Below are 21,094 nucleotides of genomic sequence, written 5' to 3'. Positions count from 1 at the left end.
ACGGCGGTATCAATCGCGCTTGACCAACTGCGGCAACCGCGCAACCAGTTTCTGTGTACTGAACGGCGCCCGGATGAAGCCGCGTTGGCGCCCGTCCGGACCAATCACCGCCAGGTTGCCGCTGTGATCGACGGTATACCCGGGCTTGCTGGTGTCGGCCGGGATGAACGGGATGCTCAGGGCGTTGGCCAATGTCTGAGTATCGGCAATCGACCCACGCAGGCCGATGAAGTTCTTGTCGAAGTAGCCCAGGTACTGCTTGAGCTGTTGTGTGGTATCACGCTCGGGATCGACGCTCACCAGCACTACTTGCAAGCGTTGCAGGGTGGCTTCAGGCAGTTGGCTCTTGATCTGCCGCAGTTGCGCCAGGGTGGTGGGGCAGATGTCTGGGCAGTAGGTGTAACCGAAGAACAGCAGAGACCATTTGCCCTGCAATTGGTCGAGCGCCACCGGCTGTCCATCCTGGTTGGTCATGCGCAGGCCCGGTACGGCGCGGCTTTGCGGCAGCAGGATGATCCCGGCATCGGCCAGTTCGGCGGGATTGAACTCGCTATTGCCGTTGAGTATACGGTTCACGGCGAGGCCGCCGATCAGCCCGACCAGGGCAATGAGGACGACGAGGGTTTTCTGCATGCGGGTCATGGCGGTGGCTTATCGGAAGTGGGCGACGCGCGACACGGTACCCCACGCTGAAGCGACGAGCCAGACGCAGCTCGGCCGTCCCCGGCCAAACAGATTGCAGTGGCGGTGAGCGATCTGCTCGGCAATGCCATCAGACAGCGTAGCGATCAATCAACGGACGTCGACCGGACAATACGTATCGACCTGCATGACAGCGCTCAGCAAAACGCCGAGACGATCATACCTATGTTGCAAAATGACGTTCAGGCCACTGTGCTACGCCTTTGCCCGAGCACTGGCGCACTATCGAGCCATTGCGCTGCAGCCCAGGCAGGATGCAGGATGGAGAGCACTATCACTTAAGCTATATAGCGAACGAGGTATACCACGGGCCAGATTATGACAAATCGTTCTTAAGTCACCGGTATACCGAGCTACCTTACTGTCTTCCGTTTGTCACGCCACACCTTTGGAGTTGTCATGAACATCGCCGCAGTACGCGATCAGATCAGCCAAGCCCATCAACACGAGCGCCAGACCGGCCAGCTCAAGCAACGCCTGGAACAGCAACTGCCCCATCTTCATCCGCTGATCCAGCTTCCCGAACAGGATGCCCAGGGCACCCTCGGCCGTTTCGTCATGGCCTACATCGAGCAAGTCCCGGAGCTGCTGGAAGCGGCCCATGCGGTGTCGCGCGAAGCGGGCATCGAAACGCAGATCAAGCCTGTGCTGCAGATCGCCGAGGCGTATTTTCTGCAGCCCCCCAGCGAGCTGAGCGGCCATGTCGGCCTCGATTGCCTGCTCGATGAGGCGTATCTGGCGCATCGGCTGGTAGAGGAGGTCAACGACCTGTACATCCGCCACTTCAGCCAGCCGCTGATTCCGGTGGATACCACCGTCGCCAACCTGATCGCCCACCAGCTGATCGGCGAGCAGTTCGCCAACCAGCTCGATGCCGTGGTGCACCATTCGGTGGATGAAATGCTCGACGACGAGAGCTTCGCCGCGGAATCGGTCGAGCAATACCGCGAAACCCTGAGCAGCCCCACCACCGGCGCCGCCTGGCAGCGCTGGCCGTGCCTGTCGCGGCAGTGGGGCGTGGAGCTCGGCCAGTCGGCCTGAGCTCCAGGGTCAGCGCAGTCTCGGCTACACCCCAGCCCCTGCCGTACTGCGCATCTTGCCTTCGATGCGGCGCTTGAGCCGGCGCTGCTCGATCCACAGCCGGGAACCGTTGGCCTTGCCGCTGCGGCCCCAGTCTTCGAGCAGCTCCAGGCAGGCATGGTCGATATAGCTGAGGTTGCCCAGCGGGACATGCAGGGTAGTGCCGGCCGGTACCGTCTCCAGCACCTGGGTCAACGCCGGCACCTTGAGGAAGGTCGCCGCTCCGGTCAGGCGCAGCTCCATGTGCCCAGGCTTGTCCAGCTCGATCAGGCTGATCTTCAAGCGCGCCGCTTTCAGCGCCAGGGTCAGCAGGGTCATGGCGAAGCCCAGCAGCACGCCGGTCAGCAGGTCGGTGAAGACGATCGCCAGGGCCGTCACGGCATAGGTCAGCATCGGCATCCGGCCATACCGGCCCAGGCTGCGCAGGGCCTTGAAGTCGACCAGCTTGATCCCGGTGTAGACCAGCACACCGGCCAGGCTGGCGATGGGAATCTGCTGCAGCACACTGCTCAGCGCCACCACGAACGCCAGCAACCACACACCATGCAGAATCGCCGACCAGCGCGTCTGCGCCCCGGCCTGCACGTTGGCCGAGCTGCGCACGATCACACCGGTCATCGGCAGCGCACCGAGCACGCCGCAGAGCATGTTGCCGACACCTTGCGCCGACAGCTCGCGGTCGAAGTCCGAGCGTTGTCCGTTGTGCATGCGGTCGACCGCTGCGGCAGACAACAACGTCTCGGCGCTGGCGATGAAGGCCAGGGCGAAGGCTGCGATCAGCAAGGTGGGATCGGCCAGTTTCAGCAGGTCGTCGGGGCGCAGCCAGTCGATCGCCTCGGACAGATCCGCCGGCACCACCACACGGTCGACCGGCAGGGTCAGCGCCATGCTGATCAGCGTCATCAGCGCCACGCCCAGCAACGCGCCGGGCACGAAGCGCAAACGCTGCGGCCGCCAGCGTTCCCAGCCCCACATCAGGGCGATGGTGCCCAGGCCCAGCAGCCCGGCCTGCCAGCCGATGCCGCCGCTACCCAAAGGCAAGGCTTCGGCCAAGGTGGCGGGGAAACCCAGCAGGTTCTGCAGGCCTGAGGGCTGCGGGGCGGTGTCGAACATCACGTGGATCTGCGACAGCACGATCAGCACGCCGATACCGGCGAGCATGCCGTACACCACCGCCGGGGCGGTGACACGGAACCAGCAGCCCAGGCGGAAACGCCCGGCCAGCAGTTGCAACAGCCCAGCCAGCAGCAGAATCGGCCCGAGCATGGCCATGCCATGCTGGCGCACCAGTTCGAACACCAGCACCGCAAGGCCCGCAGCCGGACCACTGACCTGTAGCGGTGAACCGGCGATGAAGCCCACCACGATGCCGCCGATGATACCGGTGATCAAGCCCTTGGCCGGTGGCATGCCCGAGGCGATGGCGATGCCCATGCACAACGGCAGGGCCACCAGAAATACCACCACCGATGCCAGTAATTCACGCGGCAGCGCTGCTTTCATCTGTGTCGTGTTCACCATGACGCTCCTTTCTCAATTGTCCGGCCATTCCACTGGCCGTCAGCACGCGGAACCCCGAACGGCGCGCAGGCGCAAACCGCCAGTGAAAAAACCGGCAGGCCGAACGGGGCGTTTCAAGGCAGGCGATGACCGCGCCGCACCCACAGGGTGCAGCCGGCTATCAAGACATGTGCAGCGGGACGGGACGCTTAGTAGCGGCCTCTCGGAGTGGCGCAGGGAATCGAGTCACCTTCGGTCAGCGGCAGGAAGCGGTCGCTGGCAGCATCGTAGGCTTCGATCTGGCTGGTTTCGATGTCGTAGATCCAGCCATGGATGTACAGCTGGCCCGCTGCCAGACGCGAGGCCACCGACGGGTGCGTACGTAGGTGGTGCAGCTGGGCGATGACGTTTTCCTTGGTCAGCAGCTGCATGCTTTCGTGCTCGCTGCCGCAGGCGCAGTTGTCTTCGATGACCGTGCGCGCCACTTCGGCATGGCGCAGCCAGGCAGAAACGGTCGGCATCTTGTCCAGCGAACGGGGGTTGAGCACCGCGCGCATGGCGCCGCAATCGGAGTGGCCACAGATGATGATGTGGTGCACGCCCAGGGCCAGTACCGCGTACTCGATGGCGCTCGAGACACCACCGTTCATTTGACCGTAGGGCGGTACGACGTTACCGACGTTACGGGTGACGAACAGATCGCCTGGCGAGCTCTGGGTGATCAGCTCAGGCACGATCCGCGAGTCGGCGCAGGTGATGAACATGGCGCGCGGCTTCTGCGCGGTGGCCAGCTTCTTGAACAGCTCCTGACGCTCGGGGAACACTTCAGTGTGGAACCGCAGAAAGCCGTCGACGATGTGCTTCATGGCAGCATCAGCGCTCTCTGCGGGTGCAGCCGGGACGGGCTTGGATGGGTCCTTTACGGGCATGATTGATCCTCTTGACGGTGAGTAGGTGAGATCCGTTTACCGGTTGAAAGATTCAGGCTATGCGCGGAATTAGATGACACACGAAGACCAGAAATCACAGTCGGTGACGACTGGTTTCCTACGCTATCGGAGAAAACTTAACTGAAACTTAATTGCGGAGGGTCTAGAACACGCGTCCTAGATGGGTTCGGCGGGTTTTCGATAATAGCAAAAAAGCATTAGTTGCCAAGAGCCATGAGCGAAATTGTTGGTTGGGTTTAGTGGGATTGTTGGCTTGGTAAGCCTCCACCTCCGTTATCGGGCATTCACCCGCGCTTATCGAACGACAAGGAATATTCCGACAACACGCGAGTGGGTCTTCCGATTTATCTGGGACTTTTCCACCCCGGCCAACTGGGAGTAAGCAGCCCGGGAGCCGTTGCGAAGCACGCTCAAAACAAGCGCATCTGCTCCCCCGGCGGCGCGAACGCCGAGCAGTCCAGCGCCAACGCCTCGCGCCCAGCGAACTGCATGCGGCGCATGGCCTTGGCGAAGCGCTGGGCCAGCAGTTCGGCGAACACGCCTTCGCCGCGCATGCGCTCACCAAAGCGGCTGTCGTACAGCTCGCCGCCGCGGCTCTGGCGGATCAGGCTGAGCACATGGTTGGCGCGCTGCGGGTAGTGGTCGTGCAGCCACTGCTCGAACAGCGGCGCCACCTCGCGCGGCAGGCGCAGCAGCATGTAGGCGGCGCTCTGTGCACCGGCCTGCTTGGCCGCTTCGAGCAAGCGCTCCAGCTCGCAGTCGTTGATCATCGGAATGATGGGCGAGCACAACACGCCAACCGGAACCTCGGCTTCGCGCAGCACGCGAATGGCCCGCAGGCGGGCGGCGGGCGAAGCGGCTCGAGGTTCAAGGGTGCGTTTGAGTTCGTTGTCCAGGGTGGTCAGGCTGATCATTACCCGTACCAGGCGCCGCTCGGCCAGCTCGCTGAGCAGATCGAGGTCGCGCAGCACCAGCGAGCCTTTGGTGACGATGGTCACCGGATGGCGATAGCGCAACAGCACCTCCAGCACTTGGCGGCTCAGGCGCTGCTCGCGTTCGATGGGCTGGTACGGGTCAGTGTTCGCCCCCAGGTTGATCGGCGCGCAGACATACCCCGGTTTGCTCAACTGTTGCTCAAGCACCTCGGCAGCGTTGCTCTTGGCGATCAGCCGGGTTTCGAAATCCAGCCCTGGCGACATGTCCCAATAGGCATGGGAGGGGCGGGCGTAGCAGTAGATACAGCCGTGCTCGCAACCGCGATAGGGGTTGATCGAGCGGTCGAAGGGCAGGTCGGGGGAGGTGTTGCGGGCGATGATGGTTTTCGCCTGTTCGAAACGCACCTCGGTGGTCTGGGTCGGCGGCACCTCCTGATACCAGCCATCGTCCTCGGCCACCGAGCGGGTGGCGGCGAATCGGTTGTGGGGATTGTCCGCGGTGCCACGACCACGAATGACGGGGGGGTTCATGCTGGGTACCCGATGCACTGTATTTACATACAGTGCATCGGTGACAGTCAACCTGCTACCGCTATCAGGCCGTACCCCGACGGGCTGCATAGGCCTGCAGTGACAGCGGCCGCCCCATGAAGGCTTCGAAAGACGCCGTCATGCTGCGCACGGCCCCCTGCGACAGAATCTCCTGGCGCAGCTCCCTGCCCATTCCCGCTTCGTCAGCAGGCGCTTGTTCGAATCGCGTGAAGGCGTCGATGGCATGGGCCTGGGCCCAGGCATAGCAGTAGTAGCCTGCGTCGTAACCGGTCACCAGGTAATCGAACGATTCGGCGAAGCGCTCGTGCGCGAAGGTCTCGGGTAAGCCTGCTGCCTGGTTGGCGGCCACGGCGAGGGCGCGCACGTCTTGTCGGGCTGCGCTACCGCTGTGGGCATGCACATCGAACCAGGCGCGCCGCAGACGCCGGGCTTCGTCCACCGCTTGCCAACGGCGCTTGCTCGCCAGCCACTGCTCTAAGTCTTCCAACGAGGCCTTCGGCTCACCTGCCTGAGGACGGTGCAACTGCTGAAGGGTGTGCGCCGACCAGCACCACTGCTCCAGCACAGTGCCGACGAACTCGACGTGATCGGCCCCCAAGGTAGCAACGTCGATGCGATTCAACCGGCGCTGGTCGTTAGCGGCCAGCACTTGGTGCACGGCATGCCCAAACTCATGGAACAATTTGCACAGGTCGAGGTGCGTCAAGTACGCCGAAGTACCTGCAAGCGGGCGCTCGAAGCTGCACGAGATCAGCGCCAGCGGCAGGCTTGCCGAACCCTGCGCCAGAACATGGCGAGCACGCATCGGATAGCTGTAGGGCCACGCTGCCTTGCCCGGACGTTCGTAGGCATCCAGGTAAATATGCCCCAGTACCACGCCTGCCTCGCTGACCTGCAACGCCTGGACATCGGGCTGCCACGCGGCCGTTTCTATCGGGGTCAGGGTCAGGCCGAACAGCCGCTCATAGAGGGCATACAAACCTTCGAGAGCCGATTCGAGGGGGAAGCCTTGGCGCAGCCGCGCATCGAGTTGGTCATCCTCGGCGCTGTTCAGACAGCGCGACAGGTACGCCACATCCCACGGTTGCAGTTCGTCGAGCCCCTGACGCACGGCTTCGGCCTGCAGCGCTTCGAGGTCGGCCTGAACGCGTGGCCGGTTGTCGTCCAGCAAAGTGGTGAGGAATGCCTCGACCTCAGCCTGACCCTTGGCATCCTTGTTACGCAGGCTCAACGCCAGCGCGTCCTCGGCGCCCAGCAGTTGCGCGCGCTCGTGGCGCAGGCGCAGCAGGGCCACCAGCACCGGGCCGTTATCCAGCTGCGGATCAGTGCCCAGGTCGCAGGCGAGGGTGTGCTGGGCGCGGTACACCTGCTCGCGCAGATCACGTTCATCCGCCCAGCACAGCAGGGTCTCGACAGTGGTGTCATTCAGCTCGATCAGCCAGCCACTGTCACCGCGAGCCTGAGCGCGGGCCGCCAGACGCGCCTGCTCGGCCTCAGGCACCCCGGCCAGACGGGCATTGTCATCGAGCAGCAGGCTCCAGGCATCACGGGCATTGTCCAAGTTGGTCAAAAATTGCTGCTCGAGGGCGGCGATGGCGCGGTCGGTTTGCTGCAATTGCTGACGTTGCAGCGGCGCCAGCGCCGCACCATTGCGCTGGAAATCCTCCAGAATCCGCGCCAGCAGCACGCGCTGGGCAGGCTCCAGCACAGCGCCATCGATTACCAGATAAGCCTGATACAGCTCGGCTGACTGGTACTTGTGCAGCTCCCAATCACGCAGTTGCTGGTAACAATTGTCGACCGACACGGCCCATTGCTCACCTTCATAGGCCAGCGGCACGAGGCTGTGGAACAAGTCTTGGACCTGCCGGTCGAGCGCTTCCACGGCGGCTACCAGGGTGCTCCACGCAGGCACCTGGCTGTGCTCGGCGAGGAGGGCGGCCAGCGCGCTGCGCTGCGCGACGCAGCGTTCGGCGAACGCCTGTTGCACGGCGTATGGGTCAAGGGAGGGATAGTCGAACAAGCCGTTTAGAGACGGCAGCGGGGAGTCGGTCACAGGATACCTCGGAGGTAGATCAAGGGAGTCAGCACCTTAATCAGCCCTCCAGGCACCCTGGGCCGCATTACCTACAGCACAGGCGCTCGATGCACCCGATGACTCAATCGGCAGGCTTCTTCAGCTTTGGGTTAGGGAAGAACTGCACGGTCTGCACCTGCGCCGGTGCCGCCTTGGGCGCCAAGTGATTGACCCGCGTACCCAGTTCCTTGGGCACCGACAGGCCCTGCTCGTTGAGCGTGTCGCTGAAGCCGCAGGCCACGCACTCACGGTGCGGAACGCCGTCTTCGTTCCACATCATCAGCTTGTCCGGCTCGCTGCACGCCGGGCAGACCGCCCCGGCGATGAAGCGCTTCTTGGTTTTCATCACAGCGTCCTCGCTCATGCCGCGGCGGCCTCGCTCAGCCCGCAGTGACGCAGCAGTGCATCGATGGAAGGCTCGCGGCCACGGAAGTCGACGAACAGCGCCATCGGCGCCAGCGAGCCGCCACGGGCCAGGATGGCCTCGCGGAACGCACGACCGGTATCGGCATTGAGCACGCCGTCTTCTTCGAAGCGCGAGAAGGCGTCGGCAGACAGCACTTCGGCCCACTTGTAGCTGTAGTAACCCGCCGCGTAACCGCCTGCGAAGATGTGCGCGAAGCTGTTGGGGAAGCGGTTGTAGGCAGGCGGACGCATCACCGTGACTTCATCGCGTACCCCTTCGAGCACCTGCAGCACACTGCGCCCGTCGCCATGGGTGGCGTGCAGCTCGAAGTCGAACAGCGAGAACTCCAGCTGGCGCACCATCATCATCCCGGACTGGAAGTTCTTCGCTGCAAGCATCTTGTCGAGCAGGTCTTGCGGCAGCGGCGCGCCGGTCTGGTAATGGCCGGAAATCAGCGCCAGGCCTTCCGGTTCCCAGCACCAGTTCTCCATGAACTGGCTGGGCAGCTCGACGGCGTCCCAGGCCACGCCATTGATACCGGAAACGCCGGCATGTTCGATGCGCGTCAGCAGGTGGTGCAGGCCGTGGCCGAACTCATGGAACAGGGTGGTGACTTCATCGTGGGTGAGCAGGGCAGGTTTGCCTGGCTCGGCCGGGGTGAAGTTGCACACCAGATTCGCTACCGGGCTTTGCAACTGGCCCGTGGCGGTACGCCGATGGTCGCGGGCGCCGTCCATCCAGGCCCCGCCACGTTTGTTGGCGCGGGCATACAGGTCGAAGAAGAAGCGCCCGACGTGCTGGCCGTTTTCACGGATTTCGAACAGGCGTACATCGGCATGCCAGCCGTCGAAGCCTTTGAGTTCGGTGATTTCGATGCCGTACAGGCGCTGAACGATGCTGAACAGACCCGACAGCACTTTGTCGATGGGGAAGTAGGCACGCAGGGCTTCCTGCGACACGCTGTAGCGCTGCTCGCGGAGTTTTTCCCCATAGTAGCCGACGTCCCAGCTGGCCAGGTCGTTGCAGCCTTGCTCGGCGGCGTAGGCCTTGAGCTGCTCCAGGTCCTGGGCGGCGAACGGTTTGCTGCGCTGGGCCAGGTCGCGCAGGAAGCTCAGCACCTGCTCGCTGCTGTCGGCCATCTTGGTCGCCAGGCTCAGCTCGGCGTAATTGGGGTAACCGAGCAACTGCGCCAGTTCCTGACGCAGGTCGAGAATCTGCGCCATCACCGGACCATTGTCGAACTGTCCGGCATTCGGTCCTTGATCGGAGGCGCGGGTGCAGTAGGCGGCGTACAGCTCTTCACGCAGGCTGCGGTCGCTGGCGTAGGTCATCACCGCGTAGTAGCTGGGGAATTCCAGGGTAATCAGCCAGCCATCGAGGCCCTTGGCCTGGGCCGCGGCGGCCATCTGCGCCTTGGCCGAATCCGGCAACCCTGCCAGCGCGGCTTCGTCGGTGACGTGCTTGCTCCAGGCCTGGGTGGCGTCGAGCAGTTGGTTGGAGAAGCGGCTGCCCAGCTCGCTGAGCGTACTTTGCACTTGGGCGTAGCGCTGCTGCTGCTCGAGTGGCAGGTCGATGCCCGACAGGCGGAAATCACGCAGCGCGTGTTCGAGAATGGTTTTTTGCGCCTGGTCGAAGCCGGCCGCTTGCGGGCTGCTGGCCAGTGCCTGGTAGGCTTCGAACAATTCGCGGTTCTGCCCCAGCTCGGTGGAGTAGGCGCTCAGGGCCGGCAGGCAGGCCTCGTAGGCCTCGCGCAGCTCGGCGCTGTTGCACACGGCGTTGAGGTGGCTGACCGGGCTCCAGGCCGCGCCGAGGCGGTCGTTGAGCTCATCCATGGCCAGCACCAGACCGGCCCAGGTCGGCTGCTGGGCCTGTGATTGCAGGATGCCGGCGATGGTTGCGCGGTTGTCGGCCAGGATCTGCTCGACCGCCGGCAGCACGTGTTCGGCGCGGATCAGCGAGAAGGGCGGCAGGTCATGGGACTGCAGAAGCGGGTTGGTCGCACTCACGGTTTGGCACCTTGGCAGAAGAAACACGCGTCCATCTTAATTACAATCGACGCCGACCGCAGCAAGCAGCCTGCCTATCCCTTCGCAAGAGAGGCACTATTTCCATGGCCATCCGCTCATTCGCCCAGCACACTCCGTCGCTGGGCCCACACGTGTTCGTCGACCGTTCGGCGGTCGTCATCGGCGACGTCGAGATCGGCGCAGACAGCTCGGTGTGGCCGCTGACGGTGATCCGCGGCGACATGCACCGCATCCGCATCGGTGCCCGCACCAGCGTGCAGGATGCCAGCGTGCTGCACATCACCCACGCCGGGCCGTTCAATCCCGAGGGTTTCCCCTTGCTGATCGGCGATGACGTCACCATCGGGCACAAGGTGATGCTGCACGGCTGCACCTTGGGCAGCCGCATTCTGGTCGGCATGGGCAGCACGGTGATGGACGGGGCGATGGTCGAAGACGAGGTGATCATCGGCGCCGGCAGCCTGGTGCCGCCGGGCAAGCGCCTGCACAGCGGCTACCTGTACGTCGGCAGCCCGGTCAAGCAGGTACGCCCGCTGACGGACAAGGAGCGTGGCTTCTTCACCTATACCGCCGGCAACTACGTCAAGCTCAAGGACCAGCACCTGGCCGAAGGCTTCGACCGCCCCGAGTGAGCCTGACCTCCGCATTCATCGACTGGACACCCCCTACATGCAGCAGCAGACCCTCCTCTTCGACCTCGACGGCACCCTCACCGACCCGCGCCTTGGCATCACCCGCTCGATTCAGTATGCGTTGGCCAAACTGGGCATCGACGAGCCAGACCTCACGCGCCTGGAACACTTCATCGGCCCGCCGTTGCTGCAAGCGTTCATGCACAACTACGCCTTCGACGAGGCCACCGCCTGGCAGGCGGTGAATTTCTATCGCGAGCGTTTCCGCGTGACCGGCCTGTACGAGAACCAGGTCTACGAGGGCATCCCGCAACTGCTCGGCGAGCTGGTGGGGCAGGGTCGCACCTTGTACGTCGCCACCTCCAAACCGTGGGAATTCGCCCGCGAAATCGCTCGGCACTTCGCTTTCGACCAGCACTTCAAGGTGATCTACGGCAGCGAGCTGGACGGCACCCGCACCAACAAGGTCGAGCTGATTGGCCATCTGCTCGAGCAAGAGCGCCTCGATCCGGCGCAGACGCTGATGATCGGCGATCGCAAGCACGACCTGATGGGCGCGCACCGCAATGGCCTGCAAGCCGTTGCCGTGGGCTATGGCTTTGGCAGCGAAGAAGAGCTGCGCGCCGAGGCACCGGCCTTCCACTTCAACAGCGTGGCCGAGCTGCACCAGGCGTTTCTCACTCGCTGAGCCGCGTGCCCGCCGCCAGTCGCTGCAATTGCGCAGTGCGCGCGGCGGCGGGTAGCTGGCCGAGGCGTTCGACGCGCTGGTGAAAGCGCGTCCAATCACCCTCGACCTGCCTGAACAGCGCGGCAAAGGCCGGCACCCATTGGTCATACAGGCCAAAGGGCAGTAGCTTGGCGTTGTTCAACGGGCCGTAGATGAAAGCGTCGTAACGCCGGTCGCCGGCCCATTGCTGGTCGCGCACACGCTGGTAGCGCTGGCGCAGGCGGGCGAATTCGGCCTGCTTGGCCAGGCGCTTGTCGGCGTCGCTGCGGGGGCTGGCATACAGCGCCTGCAGACGCTCACGGGCCTCGAGCACCAGGGCGACGAACTGGTCGCGCTGCTGCGGTGCTCGCTCGTCAGCCAGCGCCAGGCCCTGGGCGCGGCGCCACTCTCGGGTGCCTTCCTGCTCGACGAAGGTGGCGTAAGACTCATTGAAAGCGGTGTCGTCCGGCACGTACACGCGCTGGTGCGACAGCTCGTGGAAGATCAGCGTCGCCAGGCGCTCATCGCCCCAGGTGAGCATCGACGACAGGATCGGGTCGTCGAACCAGCCCAGGGTCGAATAGGCCTCGACCCCGCCGACATAGACATCCATGCCCTGCTGGCGCAACAGCGCCGCCGCGCCACGCGCCGCGCCCTGACGGTAATAGCCGCGATAGGCCACACAGCCCGCGATGGGGAAGCAATGGCTGAGCGGCTGCAACGACAGTTCCGGGGTGGCGAACACGTTCCACACGACGAACGGACGGCCGAGGTCGGCGTACACCCGATAGCTCTGGTTATCTGGCAGCTTCAGGGTCTGACTGGCGAAGCGGCGCGCCGTCTGCGCCCGTTGTAATTGCTGGCGCAGGGCAGGCGAGGTGCGCGGATCGTCGATCAGCGCGCTCACCGGCTGACGTGCCCGCAGCAGTTGCCATTGGCCTTCTGCCAGTTGGCCGTAGTAACCCAGGCTGCTGCAACCGCTCAGCACAAGCGCGGCGAGCACGGGAACCAACCTGCTGAAAACGCAGTCCAGAGGCCGGCGGCCGGCGTGCTCGATCGGAGGAATGTGGAACATCGCAGGTGTCGATCTCGCTCAAGCGGCCTATGTCGCCAAGACTATCTTGCCCAAGGGAACCTTTGCCATGCGTACGCTCGTTACGGTCAGCGCGCTGCTGCTGATATCCGCCTGCTCCACGCTGCCCGATCCTGATCCCGAGCAGGCCTGGATCGACCTCGCCCCCCATGCCGATACCACGCTCGATGCCGTGCAGGTGGATGAACGCGACTGGCAAGACCCGCGCTATTTCGAGGTTGCGCCCGGCAAGCACGAACTGACGGTGCGCTATCAGTTCGCCGTGCCGCCGAGCAATCTGGGCCCGGTGGAGGAACCCTTGCAGCGTGATTGCCAGCTCAATCTGTCGTTCAAGGATTTCAATGCCGGCGAGCGCTATCGGCTGATGGCGGGCAGTACCGGTCTGCATCCGTGGGTCAAGTTGTACGACCAGCAGCAGAAGTTGATCGGAGAAGGATCGCCGGCGGGCTGTCAGCGTACCTGACAGGGCAGATCGCGCTATGCTCAACGGCATGTCCCCCGACGGAGCTACGCCATGCGCCAGCCAATCATGCTGATCGCCCTCAGTGTGCTGGGGGGATGCGCAAGCCCGTTACCCCCGGTTGATCCGCAACAGGCCTGGGTTGACCTCTACACCATGACACCCGGGCGCATGCTCATGGCCGACCGCCTCGATGGCCAGCGCCTCGAAGATGGCCGCTATTTTCAGGTAACGCCGGGCAAGCACGAGCTGGTAGTGCGCTTCGATTACGAGGTGTATTCAGGCGGCTTGTCGATGAACCCCACCGAGCGCACCTGCTACCTGACCGTACGCTTCAACAATTTCGAGGCAGGCCAGCGCTATCGCCTGGAAGCGCGGGCGCCGGCGATGCAGCCGCAGGTGTACTTGTACGGGGCGGATCGCGAGGTACTGGTAGATCGACCGAGCGACATCTTCTGCATCCCCTGAGCCGAGCAAGGGCTAGCGCTGGGGCACTTTGCGGCGGTCAGTCGTCGTTCTTTTGGTAGATGATTTTCTTGGTCGAGTTCTCACAGCTGCCGACCACCATGTTGGGGTCGCTGACTTCGCTGTTGGGCACGATCTCGAGCGTATAGGACGCTACGCCCTTGGCCTGGATATTGGCCTCGATCTCGGCCTTGAGCTCCTCACACGGCTTGGGTGCGGCCAGGGCGACGGTGCCCACCAGTGAAGCCAGCACTGCTACGGCAAGACGAATCATGAAACGACTCCAGTAATGGCAGGCATCCTGCCGATGCCTGCCAGAGTACAGGAAAGCGTTGCCGTTGCCGTACTCAGGACACTGCTCAGGACACCAGGGTGGCGTCCAAGGTGATATTGGCGTTGAGCACTTTCGACACCGGGCAACCGGCTTTGGCCTTGTTGGCGATCTCCTTGAACTGCTCGTCGCTGGCGCCTGGCACCTTGGCCTTGAGGGTCAGGTGAATGGCGGTGATGGCAAAGCCGTCGTCTTGTTTCTCGAGGGTGACCTCAGCGGTGGTATCGATACGCTCGGGCACCAGCTTGGCCTCGCCAAGCATCAGTGACAACGCCATCGAGAAGCAGCCGGCATGGGCAGCGCCGATGAGCTCTTCCGGGTTGGTGCCCGGGGTATTCTCAAAACGGGTGTTGAAGCCGTACGGATTTTGCTTGAGCGCGCCGCTTTCAGTGGAGATGCGGCCTTTGCCGTCTTTGATCCCGCCTTCCCAAATCGCCGATGCTGTCTTTTTCATGATGCCTCCTGGACATTGGGTGAAGTACCTCAAGGTCAGAGGACAACCTTGCGCTGCAAGTTCAGCGCAATCCTCGCTCGGGCATTGAATCGACCGATTGTGCCCATACAGAGTCAGTATGGCTTCAGGCCAACCATTTCTTGCGGAGGCTCCAATGACGGCTTTGTCCGACCTCAATTATTCGGTGCTCGACCTGGTACCGGTGCGTGCCGACGCCGGCCCGGCGCAATCGCTGCACAATTCGCTGGACCTGGCACGGCATGCCGAAGCGCTGGGCTACACGCGTTTCTGGGTGGCCGAGCACCACAACATGGACGGCATCGCCAGTTCGGCCACGGCGGTGCTGATCGGCTACCTCGCCGGTGGCACCTCGCGCATTCGCGTCGGCTCGGGAGGGGTGATGCTGCCCAACCACGCACCGCTGGTGATCGCCGAGCAATTCGGCACCCTGGCGAGTCTGTATCCAGGCCGCATCGATCTGGGCCTTGGTCGCGCGCCTGGCTCCGACCAGATGACCGCCCGCGCCCTGCGCCGCGAACGCTCCGGCAGTGCCGACGACTTCCCTGAAGATGTCGAGGAACTGTCGCGTTATCTCGGGCCGCGCACCGACGACCAGCGGGTGATCGCCGTGCCCGGCCATGACACCGATGTGCCGTTGTGGCTGCTCGGTTCGAGCCTGTACAGCGCGCAACTGGCCGGCATGCGCGGGCTGCCCTATGCCTTCGCCTCACATTTCGCCCCGCGCTACTTGCACGAGGCGATTCGCACCTACCGCAATCACTTCAAGCCCTCGACGGTGCTCGACAAACCTTATGTGATGCTGGGCGTGCCGATGGTGGTGGCCGATACCGACGAGCAGGCCGAATACCTGGCCACCTCGGTGTATCAACGAATACTGGCATTGATGCGCGGGCAGAGCCTGATGCAGCGTCCGCCGGTGGCGAGCATGGACGGGCTGTGGCTACCCCACGAGCGCGAAGCGGTGAGCAGCTTCCTTGGCCTGGCGATGATCGGCAGCCCGCAGAAGGTCAAAGCGAAGGTGGAGGTATTGCTGGAGCAGACCGGCGCCGATGAACTGATCTTCACCTGCGATCTGTACGAACACAGCGACCGCCTGCGCTCCTACCAATTGCTGGCAGAGGCGTTGCAGGCAGATTGAGCACACGCCGGGGCATGGCGCTCAGCCATGTCCCGGCGTGCTGCCGATCAGTCACGACGGTAGACGATCTCCTTGGTCCCACCCTCGCAAGTGCCGACGGTCTTGCCGGCGGCGGTGCCTTTGTCGACCACTTCCAGGGTGTAGTTCTGCACCCCTTTGGCATCGAGCTTGGCCGCGATTTCACTTTTCAGCTCTTCACACGGTTTGCCTGCTGCCAGGGCACTGGTGGCAAGCATCATCAGGCCCGAGGCCACTAGCCATCTCTTCATCGCTCGAATTCCTTGTACAGACGAAAAACAGATCAGACACCTACAAACGCCCTGCTGAGTAGCGCCACCCGTGTAGGAGCGGACGGTCCGCCGCTGCGGTTCACCCGCGATAGCCGACAAGGTCTCGAGCCGGCAGCACGGCGTCCCTGAAAAATAGTACGGCCGCCACGTGACCGCGAGTAGATCCCTCTGAAATCAGCTATTGGCGATCTTGAAGCCCACCTTCAGGGTGACCTGGAAGTGGCCGACCTTGTTACCTTCGATATGCCCGCGGGTTTCGGTGACTTCGAACCACTCCATGTTCTTCAGGCTGCTGCTGGCTTCATCCAGCGCATTGTTGATGGCGTCTTCGATGCTGGTGCGCGATGAACCGACCAATTCGACCTTCTTGTAGGTGTGATGATCACTCATGAATGCTCTCCTTGGATGACAGTACGAAAAGCCTGACAGGCGCAGGCCCGGTCTCCTTGCGAGCGGTGCGCAGGAGGAAAAGTTCGATTGCACTTTCTCCAGGCAATGCAGTCGCATTTCTCACAGCCCATTTCATTGCTAAGGAGCATCAACATGGCCCGTAACTCACTGCGCAAGACGTCGCTGGAAAGCATGGAAGCCGAGATCGAAAGCCTGCTCAGCACCCTGGAAACGCTCAAGCACGACGCCACGGAAGAGTCGCACAAAACCATCAAGGCCATTCGCAGCAACGCCGAAAACGCCCTGCGCCACTCGCGCGGCGTGATTTCCGACGCCTATGAAGAAGTGAAGACCCGCACCAAGGAAACCGGCATCGCCACCCGCGACTATGCTCAGGAACATCCTTGGACCACCGCAGGCGTTGCCGTCGGCGCCCTGGGCCTGCTGGCCGCCTGGCTGCTCTGCCGCCGCAATTAATCGATCTGGCGCTGCAGCTCTCGGCGCAGCCACTGCGCCAGTTGCTCGGCGCGTCCATTTGCGACGCGCCTGGGCACCCACAGCGCCAAGGCCGCATGGGTGGGAGAGAACCCCCAGGGTGCGGCCAACCTGCCGGCCCTGAGGTCATCCGCCACCAGCGGCTCGGGTGCAATCGCTACCCCCAAACCGGCTACTGCCGCCTCGAGCAAATAGTACAAATGCTCGAACGCCTGCCCCATCTGTAACTCATCGCTCGGCAAACCTCGCTCCTTGGCCCAGTTCGGCCAGGCCTGCGGCCGCGATGTGGTGTGCAGCAGCGGCTGACCCAGCAGCGCTTCGGCCGGTGCCCGCTGCAAGGCGGCAAAGGCCGGTAGATGCGGGCTGAGCACCGGCCCGATCCGCTCCTGGGCCAATACATGAACGTGCATGTCCGCCGGCCAGGGCGGTTCTGCGTACACCAGCAGGGCATCGAGACCGGGCCGACGTGGATCGAGGTCGCCTTCACCGGCCGAAAGGTGCAGGCGCAGCTCCGGTAGCTCTGCCTCCAGACGCCCCAGCCGGGGAATGAACCAGCGCGCCAGCAAGCTCCCTGAGCAACCCAGCACGAACGCTGCCTGACGCCCGTCGCGGCCCAGTTGCCCGCAAATACTGCGCAGGCGATCGAATGCCTCGCCGCTGGCATCGCGCAGACGAATCCCGGCATCTGTGAGTTTGATGCCGCGTCCCTCCTTGCTGAACAGGGTCACACCCAGGTGCTGCTCGAGCACCTTGATCTGCCGGCTGACCGCGCCATGGGTTACGTGCAGCGCCTCGGCAGCCTGGCTGACGCTATTGAGCCTGGCCGCAGCCTCGAAGGCACGCAGGGCATTGAGCGGGGGAAGGTCGTCGCGCATGAACGTGTGAGTTTTCCTGACGTATAGAGCCAATCTTATCGGTTTTCAGCCGGGCCGTGCGTGGTTACAGTAAAGCCCATCACTCATTCATCACGCTCTGGAGCGCCCCATGACGCAGACTCAATACCGCGCCGGCCCCGACGCCAACGGCCTGTTCGGCTCGTTCGGCGGCCGCTACGTGGCTGAAACCCTGATGCCGCTGGTGCTCGACCTGGCCCGAGAATACGAAGCGGCCAAGGCTGACCCGGCATTTCTCGAAGAGCTGGCGTATTTCCAGCGCGACTACATCGGCCGCCCCAACCCGCTGTATTTCGCCGAACGCCTGACCGAGCACTGCGGCGGCGCGAAGATTTACTTCAAGCGTGAAGAGCTCAACCACACCGGCGCGCACAAGGTGAACAACTGCATCGGCCAGGTGCTGCTGGCTCGACGCATGGGCAAGAAGCGCCTGATCGCCGAAACCGGCGCTGGCATGCACGGCGTGGCGACTGCCACCGTCGCCGCGCGCTTCGGCATTCCTTGCGTGATCTACATGGGCGCCACCGACATCGAGCGTCAGCAGGCCAACGTGTTCCGCATGAAGCTGCTGGGCGCCGAGATCGTTCCGGTCACCGCCGGTACTGGCACCCTCAAGGACGCCATGAACGAGGCGCTGCGCGACTGGGTCACCAACGTCGACGACACCTTCTACCTGATCGGCACCGTGGCAGGCCCACACCCGTATCCGGCCATGGTGCGCGACTTCCAGTCGATCATCGGCAAGGAAACCCGCGCGCAGATGCAGGAAAAGGAAGGCCGCGTGCCCGACAGCCTGGTCGCCTGCGTGGGCGGTGGCTCCAACGCCATGGGCCTGTTCCATGAGTTTCTCGACGACGCCAACGTCGACATCATCGGCGTTGAAGCCGGTGGCCATGGCGTCGATACCGACAAGCACGCCGCCAGTCTCAACGGCGGTGTGCCCGGCGTACTGCACGGCAACCGCACCTACCTGCTGCAGGACGACGACGGCCAGATCACCGATGCCCACTCGATCTCGGCTGGCCTGGATTACCCCGGCATCGGCCCAGAACACGCCTTCCTGCACGAAGTGAAACGCGTCGAGTACGTCAGCATCACCGATGACCAGGCGCTGGACGCCTTCCACGCCACCTGCCGTCTCGAGGGCATCATTCCAGCGCTGGAAACCGCACATGCCCTGGCCGAAGCCATCCGCCGCGCACCGACGCTGCCCAAGGATCACCTGATGGTGGTGTGCCTGTCGGGACGCGGTGACAAAGACATGCAGACCGTGATGAACCACATGGCCGCCCAGGAGAAACAGGCATGAGCCGTCTCGAACAACGTTTTGCCGACCTCAAGGCCGAAGGCCGCGCTGCCCTGGTGACCTTCGTCACTGCCGGCGACCCGGGCTATGAAGCGTCCCTGGCGATACTCAAAGGGCTGCCGGAGGCCGGCGCCGATGTCATCGAACTGGGCATGCCGTTCACCGACCCGATGGCCGACGGCGTGGCGATTCAGCTGGCTACCCTGCGTGCTCTGGAGGCCGGCCAGAACCTGGCGAAAACTCTGCAGATGGTCCGCGAGTTCCGCACCGGCAACCAGACCACGCCGATCGTGCTGATGGGCTATTACAACCCCATCCACCGCTTTGGCGTCGAGCGCTTCGTCGCTGATGCCAAGGATGCCGGGGTCGATGGCCTGATCATCGTTGACCTGCCGCCTGAGCATGACGAAGAACTGGCAACCCCGGCCCAGGCCGCAGGTATCGACTTCATCCGCCTGACCACCCCGACCACCGACGATGCACGCCTGCCACGGGTATTGCAGCGCAGTTCGGGGTTCGTCTACTACGTGTCGGTGGCCGGCGTCACCGGTGCCGGCTCGGCCACCCACGAACACGTCGAACAGGCCATCGCCCGCCTTCGCCGCCACACCGAGCTGCCGATCAGCGTCGGTTTCGGCATCCGCACACCCGAGCAGGCCGCCGCCATCGCGCGCCTGGCCGATGGCGTGGTAGTGGGTTCGGCGCTGGTCGACAAGATCGCCCAGGCCAAGGACGCCGGCCAGGCGGTGGATGACGTGCTGAGCCTGTGTTCGGCACTGGCCAAGGGCGTGCGCAACGCACGCGCCTGAAACTGATTACCCACGAAACCCTTTAAGCCGGGGGTTTCGTGGGTAAGTCCGGGCGCTGCGATTCAGCCGCCGAATATCGACAGCTTCAACGGCCTCACGGCTCCCATCCAGATGGCGTGGTCGCGGTGGTCCGCCAGCTCATCCCCGGTCAGCGGGTGCAGAAATATCACCAGCCCTTTACGGTGCAGCGCCAGCCATGGCAGCACCTCGCCAAGCACGTCCGGGCCGAAGGCCAGCTGACAGCTCCAGTCCGGGTGCGGGCCTACCGCGCGCTGGTGCATCCGCCCCGTGCTCACTGCAAACAACTGCGCAGCTTGCTCGCACAGTTCACGCGCCTGCGCCTGGGTCGCGGCGTCGAAATACACATGGGCGTGGTAGCCCTGAATCTGTTGCACGATCACCCCACTGCTTGATGCCGAGGCGCCAGTATCACTGAAGCGCACGCTCCTGCTCCAGCCAGTCGACAAAACGCTCGATCAACGCGCCCCTGCGCTTGCGCGCCGGCAGCACCACGTAATAGCCCCGGGGCGAGCGCAGGCTGGCCGGCAGCGGGCGACACAGCAGGCCTTGATCGACCAATCCATCGACCAGGTGACGCCAGCCGATCGCCAACCCTTGGCCGGCGATGGCGGCCTGGATCACCAGGGTGTAGTTGTCGAAGCGCAACTGCCCAGGCGGCGGTGGCGTACTCAGGCCATAGCCGCGAAACACACCGGCCCAGTCGAACCAGCCGCTGGCCTGCTCGCCGCGCAAATGCAGCAATGGTAGGTGCTGCAAAGGTGAGGCCGACGCCGGCAAGGCTTCGATCAGTCGCGGGCTGCACACCGGGTAGACCTCTTCATCGAACAACCAACGGCTTTCGCAATGCTGGAAGCGGCCATCGCCGAACAAGATCGCCACGTCGATATCGGGCCGCAGCATGGCCTGACTGCGCTCGCCGGTCACCAGGCTCACGTCGACCTGTGGATAAGCGGCGTGAAAGCGCTGCAACCGCGGCATCAGCCAGAACGCCGCGAAGGCGAAATCGGTGGCTACCTGAAGGACTTCGCGCTGGTTGTGGGCACAGGCCTGGGACACCCCTTCGTCCATGGCCTGCATGCCGGCATGGATACGCTCGAACAGCAGTTGCCCGGCCTCGGTGAGGTCGATACCCCGATAGACCCGGTCGAACAGGCGTGTGCCCAGCTCGGTTTCCAGGCGCTTGATCTGCTGGCTGACGGCCGGCTGGGTAGTACCAAGCGCCAGGGCGGCGGCGGTAAAGCTGCGCAGGCGTGCGGCGCTCTCGAAGACGCGCAAGGTGTCGAGCGATACACCATCAAGGTGTTCAAACATAAGGCTGGCTAATCCCAGTCATTGCCCGGCACGGGCTTTACCCCAGTTAT

General features: G+C 63.7%; 24 protein-coding genes. 9 read left to right on the top strand and 15 right to left on the bottom strand.

What is annotated here, in order from left to right:
* Positions 1-9: 9 nt before the first annotated feature.
* The gene (locus LK03_RS06465; protein ID WP_038411578.1) at positions 10-642 is read right to left on the bottom strand and encodes an SCO family protein; all 633 of its coding nucleotides are present in this window, start codon (positions 640-642) and stop codon (positions 10-12) included.
* Positions 643-1,101: 459 nt separating this feature from the next.
* Here LK03_RS06465 and LK03_RS06460 point away from each other — a divergent pair, with 459 nt between their 5' ends.
* Complete coding sequence (locus tag LK03_RS06460; RefSeq protein ID WP_038411577.1) at positions 1,102-1,743, top strand: hypothetical protein; 642 nt, start codon at positions 1,102-1,104, stop codon at positions 1,741-1,743.
* 24 nt (positions 1,744-1,767) lie between these two features.
* Here the strand turns inward: LK03_RS06460 and LK03_RS06455 are convergent, their stop codons facing one another.
* The 6 genes from LK03_RS06455 to prlC all read right to left on the bottom strand — a co-directional run bounded on the left by LK03_RS06455 (position 1,768) and on the right by prlC (position 10,208).
* Positions 1,768-3,303: a SulP family inorganic anion transporter gene (locus tag LK03_RS06455; RefSeq protein ID WP_167334488.1), complete on the bottom strand. Its 1,536-nt coding sequence runs from the start codon at positions 3,301-3,303 to the stop codon at positions 1,768-1,770.
* A gap of 188 nt (positions 3,304-3,491) precedes the next feature.
* Positions 3,492-4,211 carry a carbonic anhydrase gene (locus LK03_RS06450; protein WP_038411576.1) on the bottom strand — a complete coding sequence of 240 codons (720 nt, stop codon included), beginning with the start codon at positions 4,209-4,211 and terminating at the stop codon, positions 3,492-3,494.
* A gap of 431 nt (positions 4,212-4,642) precedes the next feature.
* Positions 4,643-5,698, bottom strand: coding sequence for a PA0069 family radical SAM protein (locus LK03_RS06445; protein ID WP_038411575.1), 1,056 nt, complete (start codon positions 5,696-5,698; stop codon positions 4,643-4,645).
* Between the two features lie 64 nt (positions 5,699-5,762).
* Positions 5,763-7,775 carry a M3 family metallopeptidase gene (locus tag LK03_RS06440; RefSeq protein ID WP_240478648.1) on the bottom strand — a complete coding sequence of 671 codons (2,013 nt, stop codon included), beginning with the start codon at positions 7,773-7,775 and terminating at the stop codon, positions 5,763-5,765.
* Between the two features lie 103 nt (positions 7,776-7,878).
* Complete coding sequence (locus tag LK03_RS06435; RefSeq protein WP_038411574.1) at positions 7,879-8,160, bottom strand: YheV family putative zinc ribbon protein; 282 nt, start codon at positions 8,158-8,160, stop codon at positions 7,879-7,881.
* On the bottom strand, positions 8,157-10,208 hold the full coding sequence (gene prlC / locus LK03_RS06430; protein WP_038411572.1) for an oligopeptidase A: 2,052 nt from the start codon (positions 10,206-10,208) through the stop codon (positions 8,157-8,159). Before prlC ends, LK03_RS06435 begins: the two co-directional genes overlap by 4 nt.
* Positions 10,209-10,312: 104 nt before the next feature.
* On the opposite strand from prlC, the gene LK03_RS06425 reads away from it, so the two are divergent.
* On the top strand, positions 10,313-10,861 hold the full coding sequence (locus LK03_RS06425) for a gamma carbonic anhydrase family protein (protein ID WP_038411571.1): 549 nt from the start codon (positions 10,313-10,315) through the stop codon (positions 10,859-10,861).
* 37 nt (positions 10,862-10,898) lie between these two features.
* A complete protein-coding gene (locus LK03_RS06420) occupies positions 10,899-11,549 on the top strand; it encodes an HAD family hydrolase (RefSeq protein ID WP_038411569.1) in 651 nt (216 codons plus the stop codon).
* Here the strand turns inward: LK03_RS06420 and LK03_RS06415 are convergent.
* Positions 11,539-12,642, bottom strand: a complete 1,104-nt coding sequence (locus LK03_RS06415; protein WP_430962059.1) for an aminopeptidase — start codon at positions 12,640-12,642, stop codon at positions 11,539-11,541. The genes LK03_RS06420 and LK03_RS06415 overlap by 11 nt on opposite strands.
* A gap of 67 nt (positions 12,643-12,709) precedes the next feature.
* Here LK03_RS06415 and LK03_RS06410 point away from each other — a divergent pair, with 67 nt between their 5' ends.
* Together LK03_RS06410 and LK03_RS06405 are read left to right on the top strand one after the other, a co-directional pair.
* Positions 12,710-13,123, top strand: coding sequence for a hypothetical protein (locus LK03_RS06410; protein ID WP_038411568.1), 414 nt, complete (start codon positions 12,710-12,712; stop codon positions 13,121-13,123).
* 51 nt (positions 13,124-13,174) lie between these two features.
* Complete coding sequence (locus LK03_RS06405) at positions 13,175-13,588, top strand: hypothetical protein (protein ID WP_038411567.1); 414 nt, start codon at positions 13,175-13,177, stop codon at positions 13,586-13,588.
* Between the two features lie 37 nt (positions 13,589-13,625).
* Here LK03_RS06405 and LK03_RS06400 read toward each other — a convergent pair whose 3' ends face one another.
* Positions 13,626-13,859: a DUF1161 domain-containing protein gene (locus tag LK03_RS06400; protein WP_038411566.1), complete on the bottom strand. Its 234-nt coding sequence runs from the start codon at positions 13,857-13,859 to the stop codon at positions 13,626-13,628.
* 85 nt (positions 13,860-13,944) lie between these two features.
* Positions 13,945-14,370: an OsmC family protein gene (locus LK03_RS06395; RefSeq protein ID WP_038411565.1), complete on the bottom strand. Its 426-nt coding sequence runs from the start codon at positions 14,368-14,370 to the stop codon at positions 13,945-13,947.
* Between the two features lie 154 nt (positions 14,371-14,524).
* Here LK03_RS06395 and LK03_RS06390 point away from each other — a divergent pair, with 154 nt between their 5' ends.
* Positions 14,525-15,529, top strand: a complete 1,005-nt coding sequence (locus LK03_RS06390; RefSeq protein ID WP_038411564.1) for an LLM class flavin-dependent oxidoreductase — start codon at positions 14,525-14,527, stop codon at positions 15,527-15,529.
* 47 nt (positions 15,530-15,576) lie between these two features.
* Here LK03_RS06390 and LK03_RS06385 read toward each other — a convergent pair whose 3' ends face one another.
* Positions 15,577-15,798, bottom strand: coding sequence for a DUF1161 domain-containing protein (locus LK03_RS06385; protein ID WP_038411563.1), 222 nt, complete (start codon positions 15,796-15,798; stop codon positions 15,577-15,579).
* Between the two features lie 195 nt (positions 15,799-15,993).
* Positions 15,994-16,209, bottom strand: coding sequence for a dodecin (locus LK03_RS06380; RefSeq protein ID WP_028695832.1), 216 nt, complete (start codon positions 16,207-16,209; stop codon positions 15,994-15,996).
* 153 nt (positions 16,210-16,362) lie between these two features.
* Between LK03_RS06380 and LK03_RS06375 the strand changes: the two genes are divergently transcribed.
* Positions 16,363-16,686, top strand: coding sequence for a DUF883 family protein (locus LK03_RS06375; RefSeq protein WP_038411562.1), 324 nt, complete (start codon positions 16,363-16,365; stop codon positions 16,684-16,686).
* On the opposite strand, the gene LK03_RS06370 is transcribed toward LK03_RS06375, so the two are convergent.
* Positions 16,683-17,579 (bottom strand): LysR family transcriptional regulator, encoded by an 897-nt coding sequence (locus LK03_RS06370; RefSeq protein ID WP_038411561.1) that lies wholly within the window; start codon positions 17,577-17,579, stop codon positions 16,683-16,685. The genes LK03_RS06375 and LK03_RS06370 overlap by 4 nt on opposite strands.
* 109 nt (positions 17,580-17,688) lie before the next feature.
* Between LK03_RS06370 and trpB the strand changes: the two genes are divergently transcribed.
* Positions 17,689-18,906, top strand: a complete 1,218-nt coding sequence (gene trpB, locus LK03_RS06365) for a tryptophan synthase subunit beta (protein ID WP_038411560.1) — start codon at positions 17,689-17,691, stop codon at positions 18,904-18,906.
* Entirely contained in the window at positions 18,903-19,712 is an 810-nt protein-coding gene (gene trpA / locus LK03_RS06360; protein WP_038411559.1) for a tryptophan synthase subunit alpha, read from the top strand. Before trpB ends, trpA begins: the two co-directional genes overlap by 4 nt.
* Before the next feature lie 62 nt (positions 19,713-19,774).
* Here the strand turns inward: trpA and LK03_RS06355 are convergent, their stop codons facing one another.
* Together LK03_RS06355 and LK03_RS06350 are read right to left on the bottom strand one after the other, a co-directional pair.
* A complete protein-coding gene (locus LK03_RS06355) occupies positions 19,775-20,107 on the bottom strand; it encodes a DOPA 4,5-dioxygenase family protein (protein WP_038414636.1) in 333 nt (110 codons plus the stop codon).
* Positions 20,108-20,141: 34 nt separating this feature from the next.
* Positions 20,142-21,044, bottom strand: coding sequence for a choline sulfate utilization transcriptional regulator (locus tag LK03_RS06350; RefSeq protein WP_038411558.1), 903 nt, complete (start codon positions 21,042-21,044; stop codon positions 20,142-20,144).
* Positions 21,045-21,094: the final 50 nt, after the last annotated feature.

It is taken from the genome of Pseudomonas cremoricolorata (assembly GCF_000759535.1).
GTDB classification, from domain to species: Bacteria; Pseudomonadota; Gammaproteobacteria; order Pseudomonadales; family Pseudomonadaceae; genus Aquipseudomonas; species Aquipseudomonas cremoricolorata_A.
Note: the sequence above shows the minus strand (reverse complement) of the source record. Positions and strands in the feature narration are given on the sequence as shown.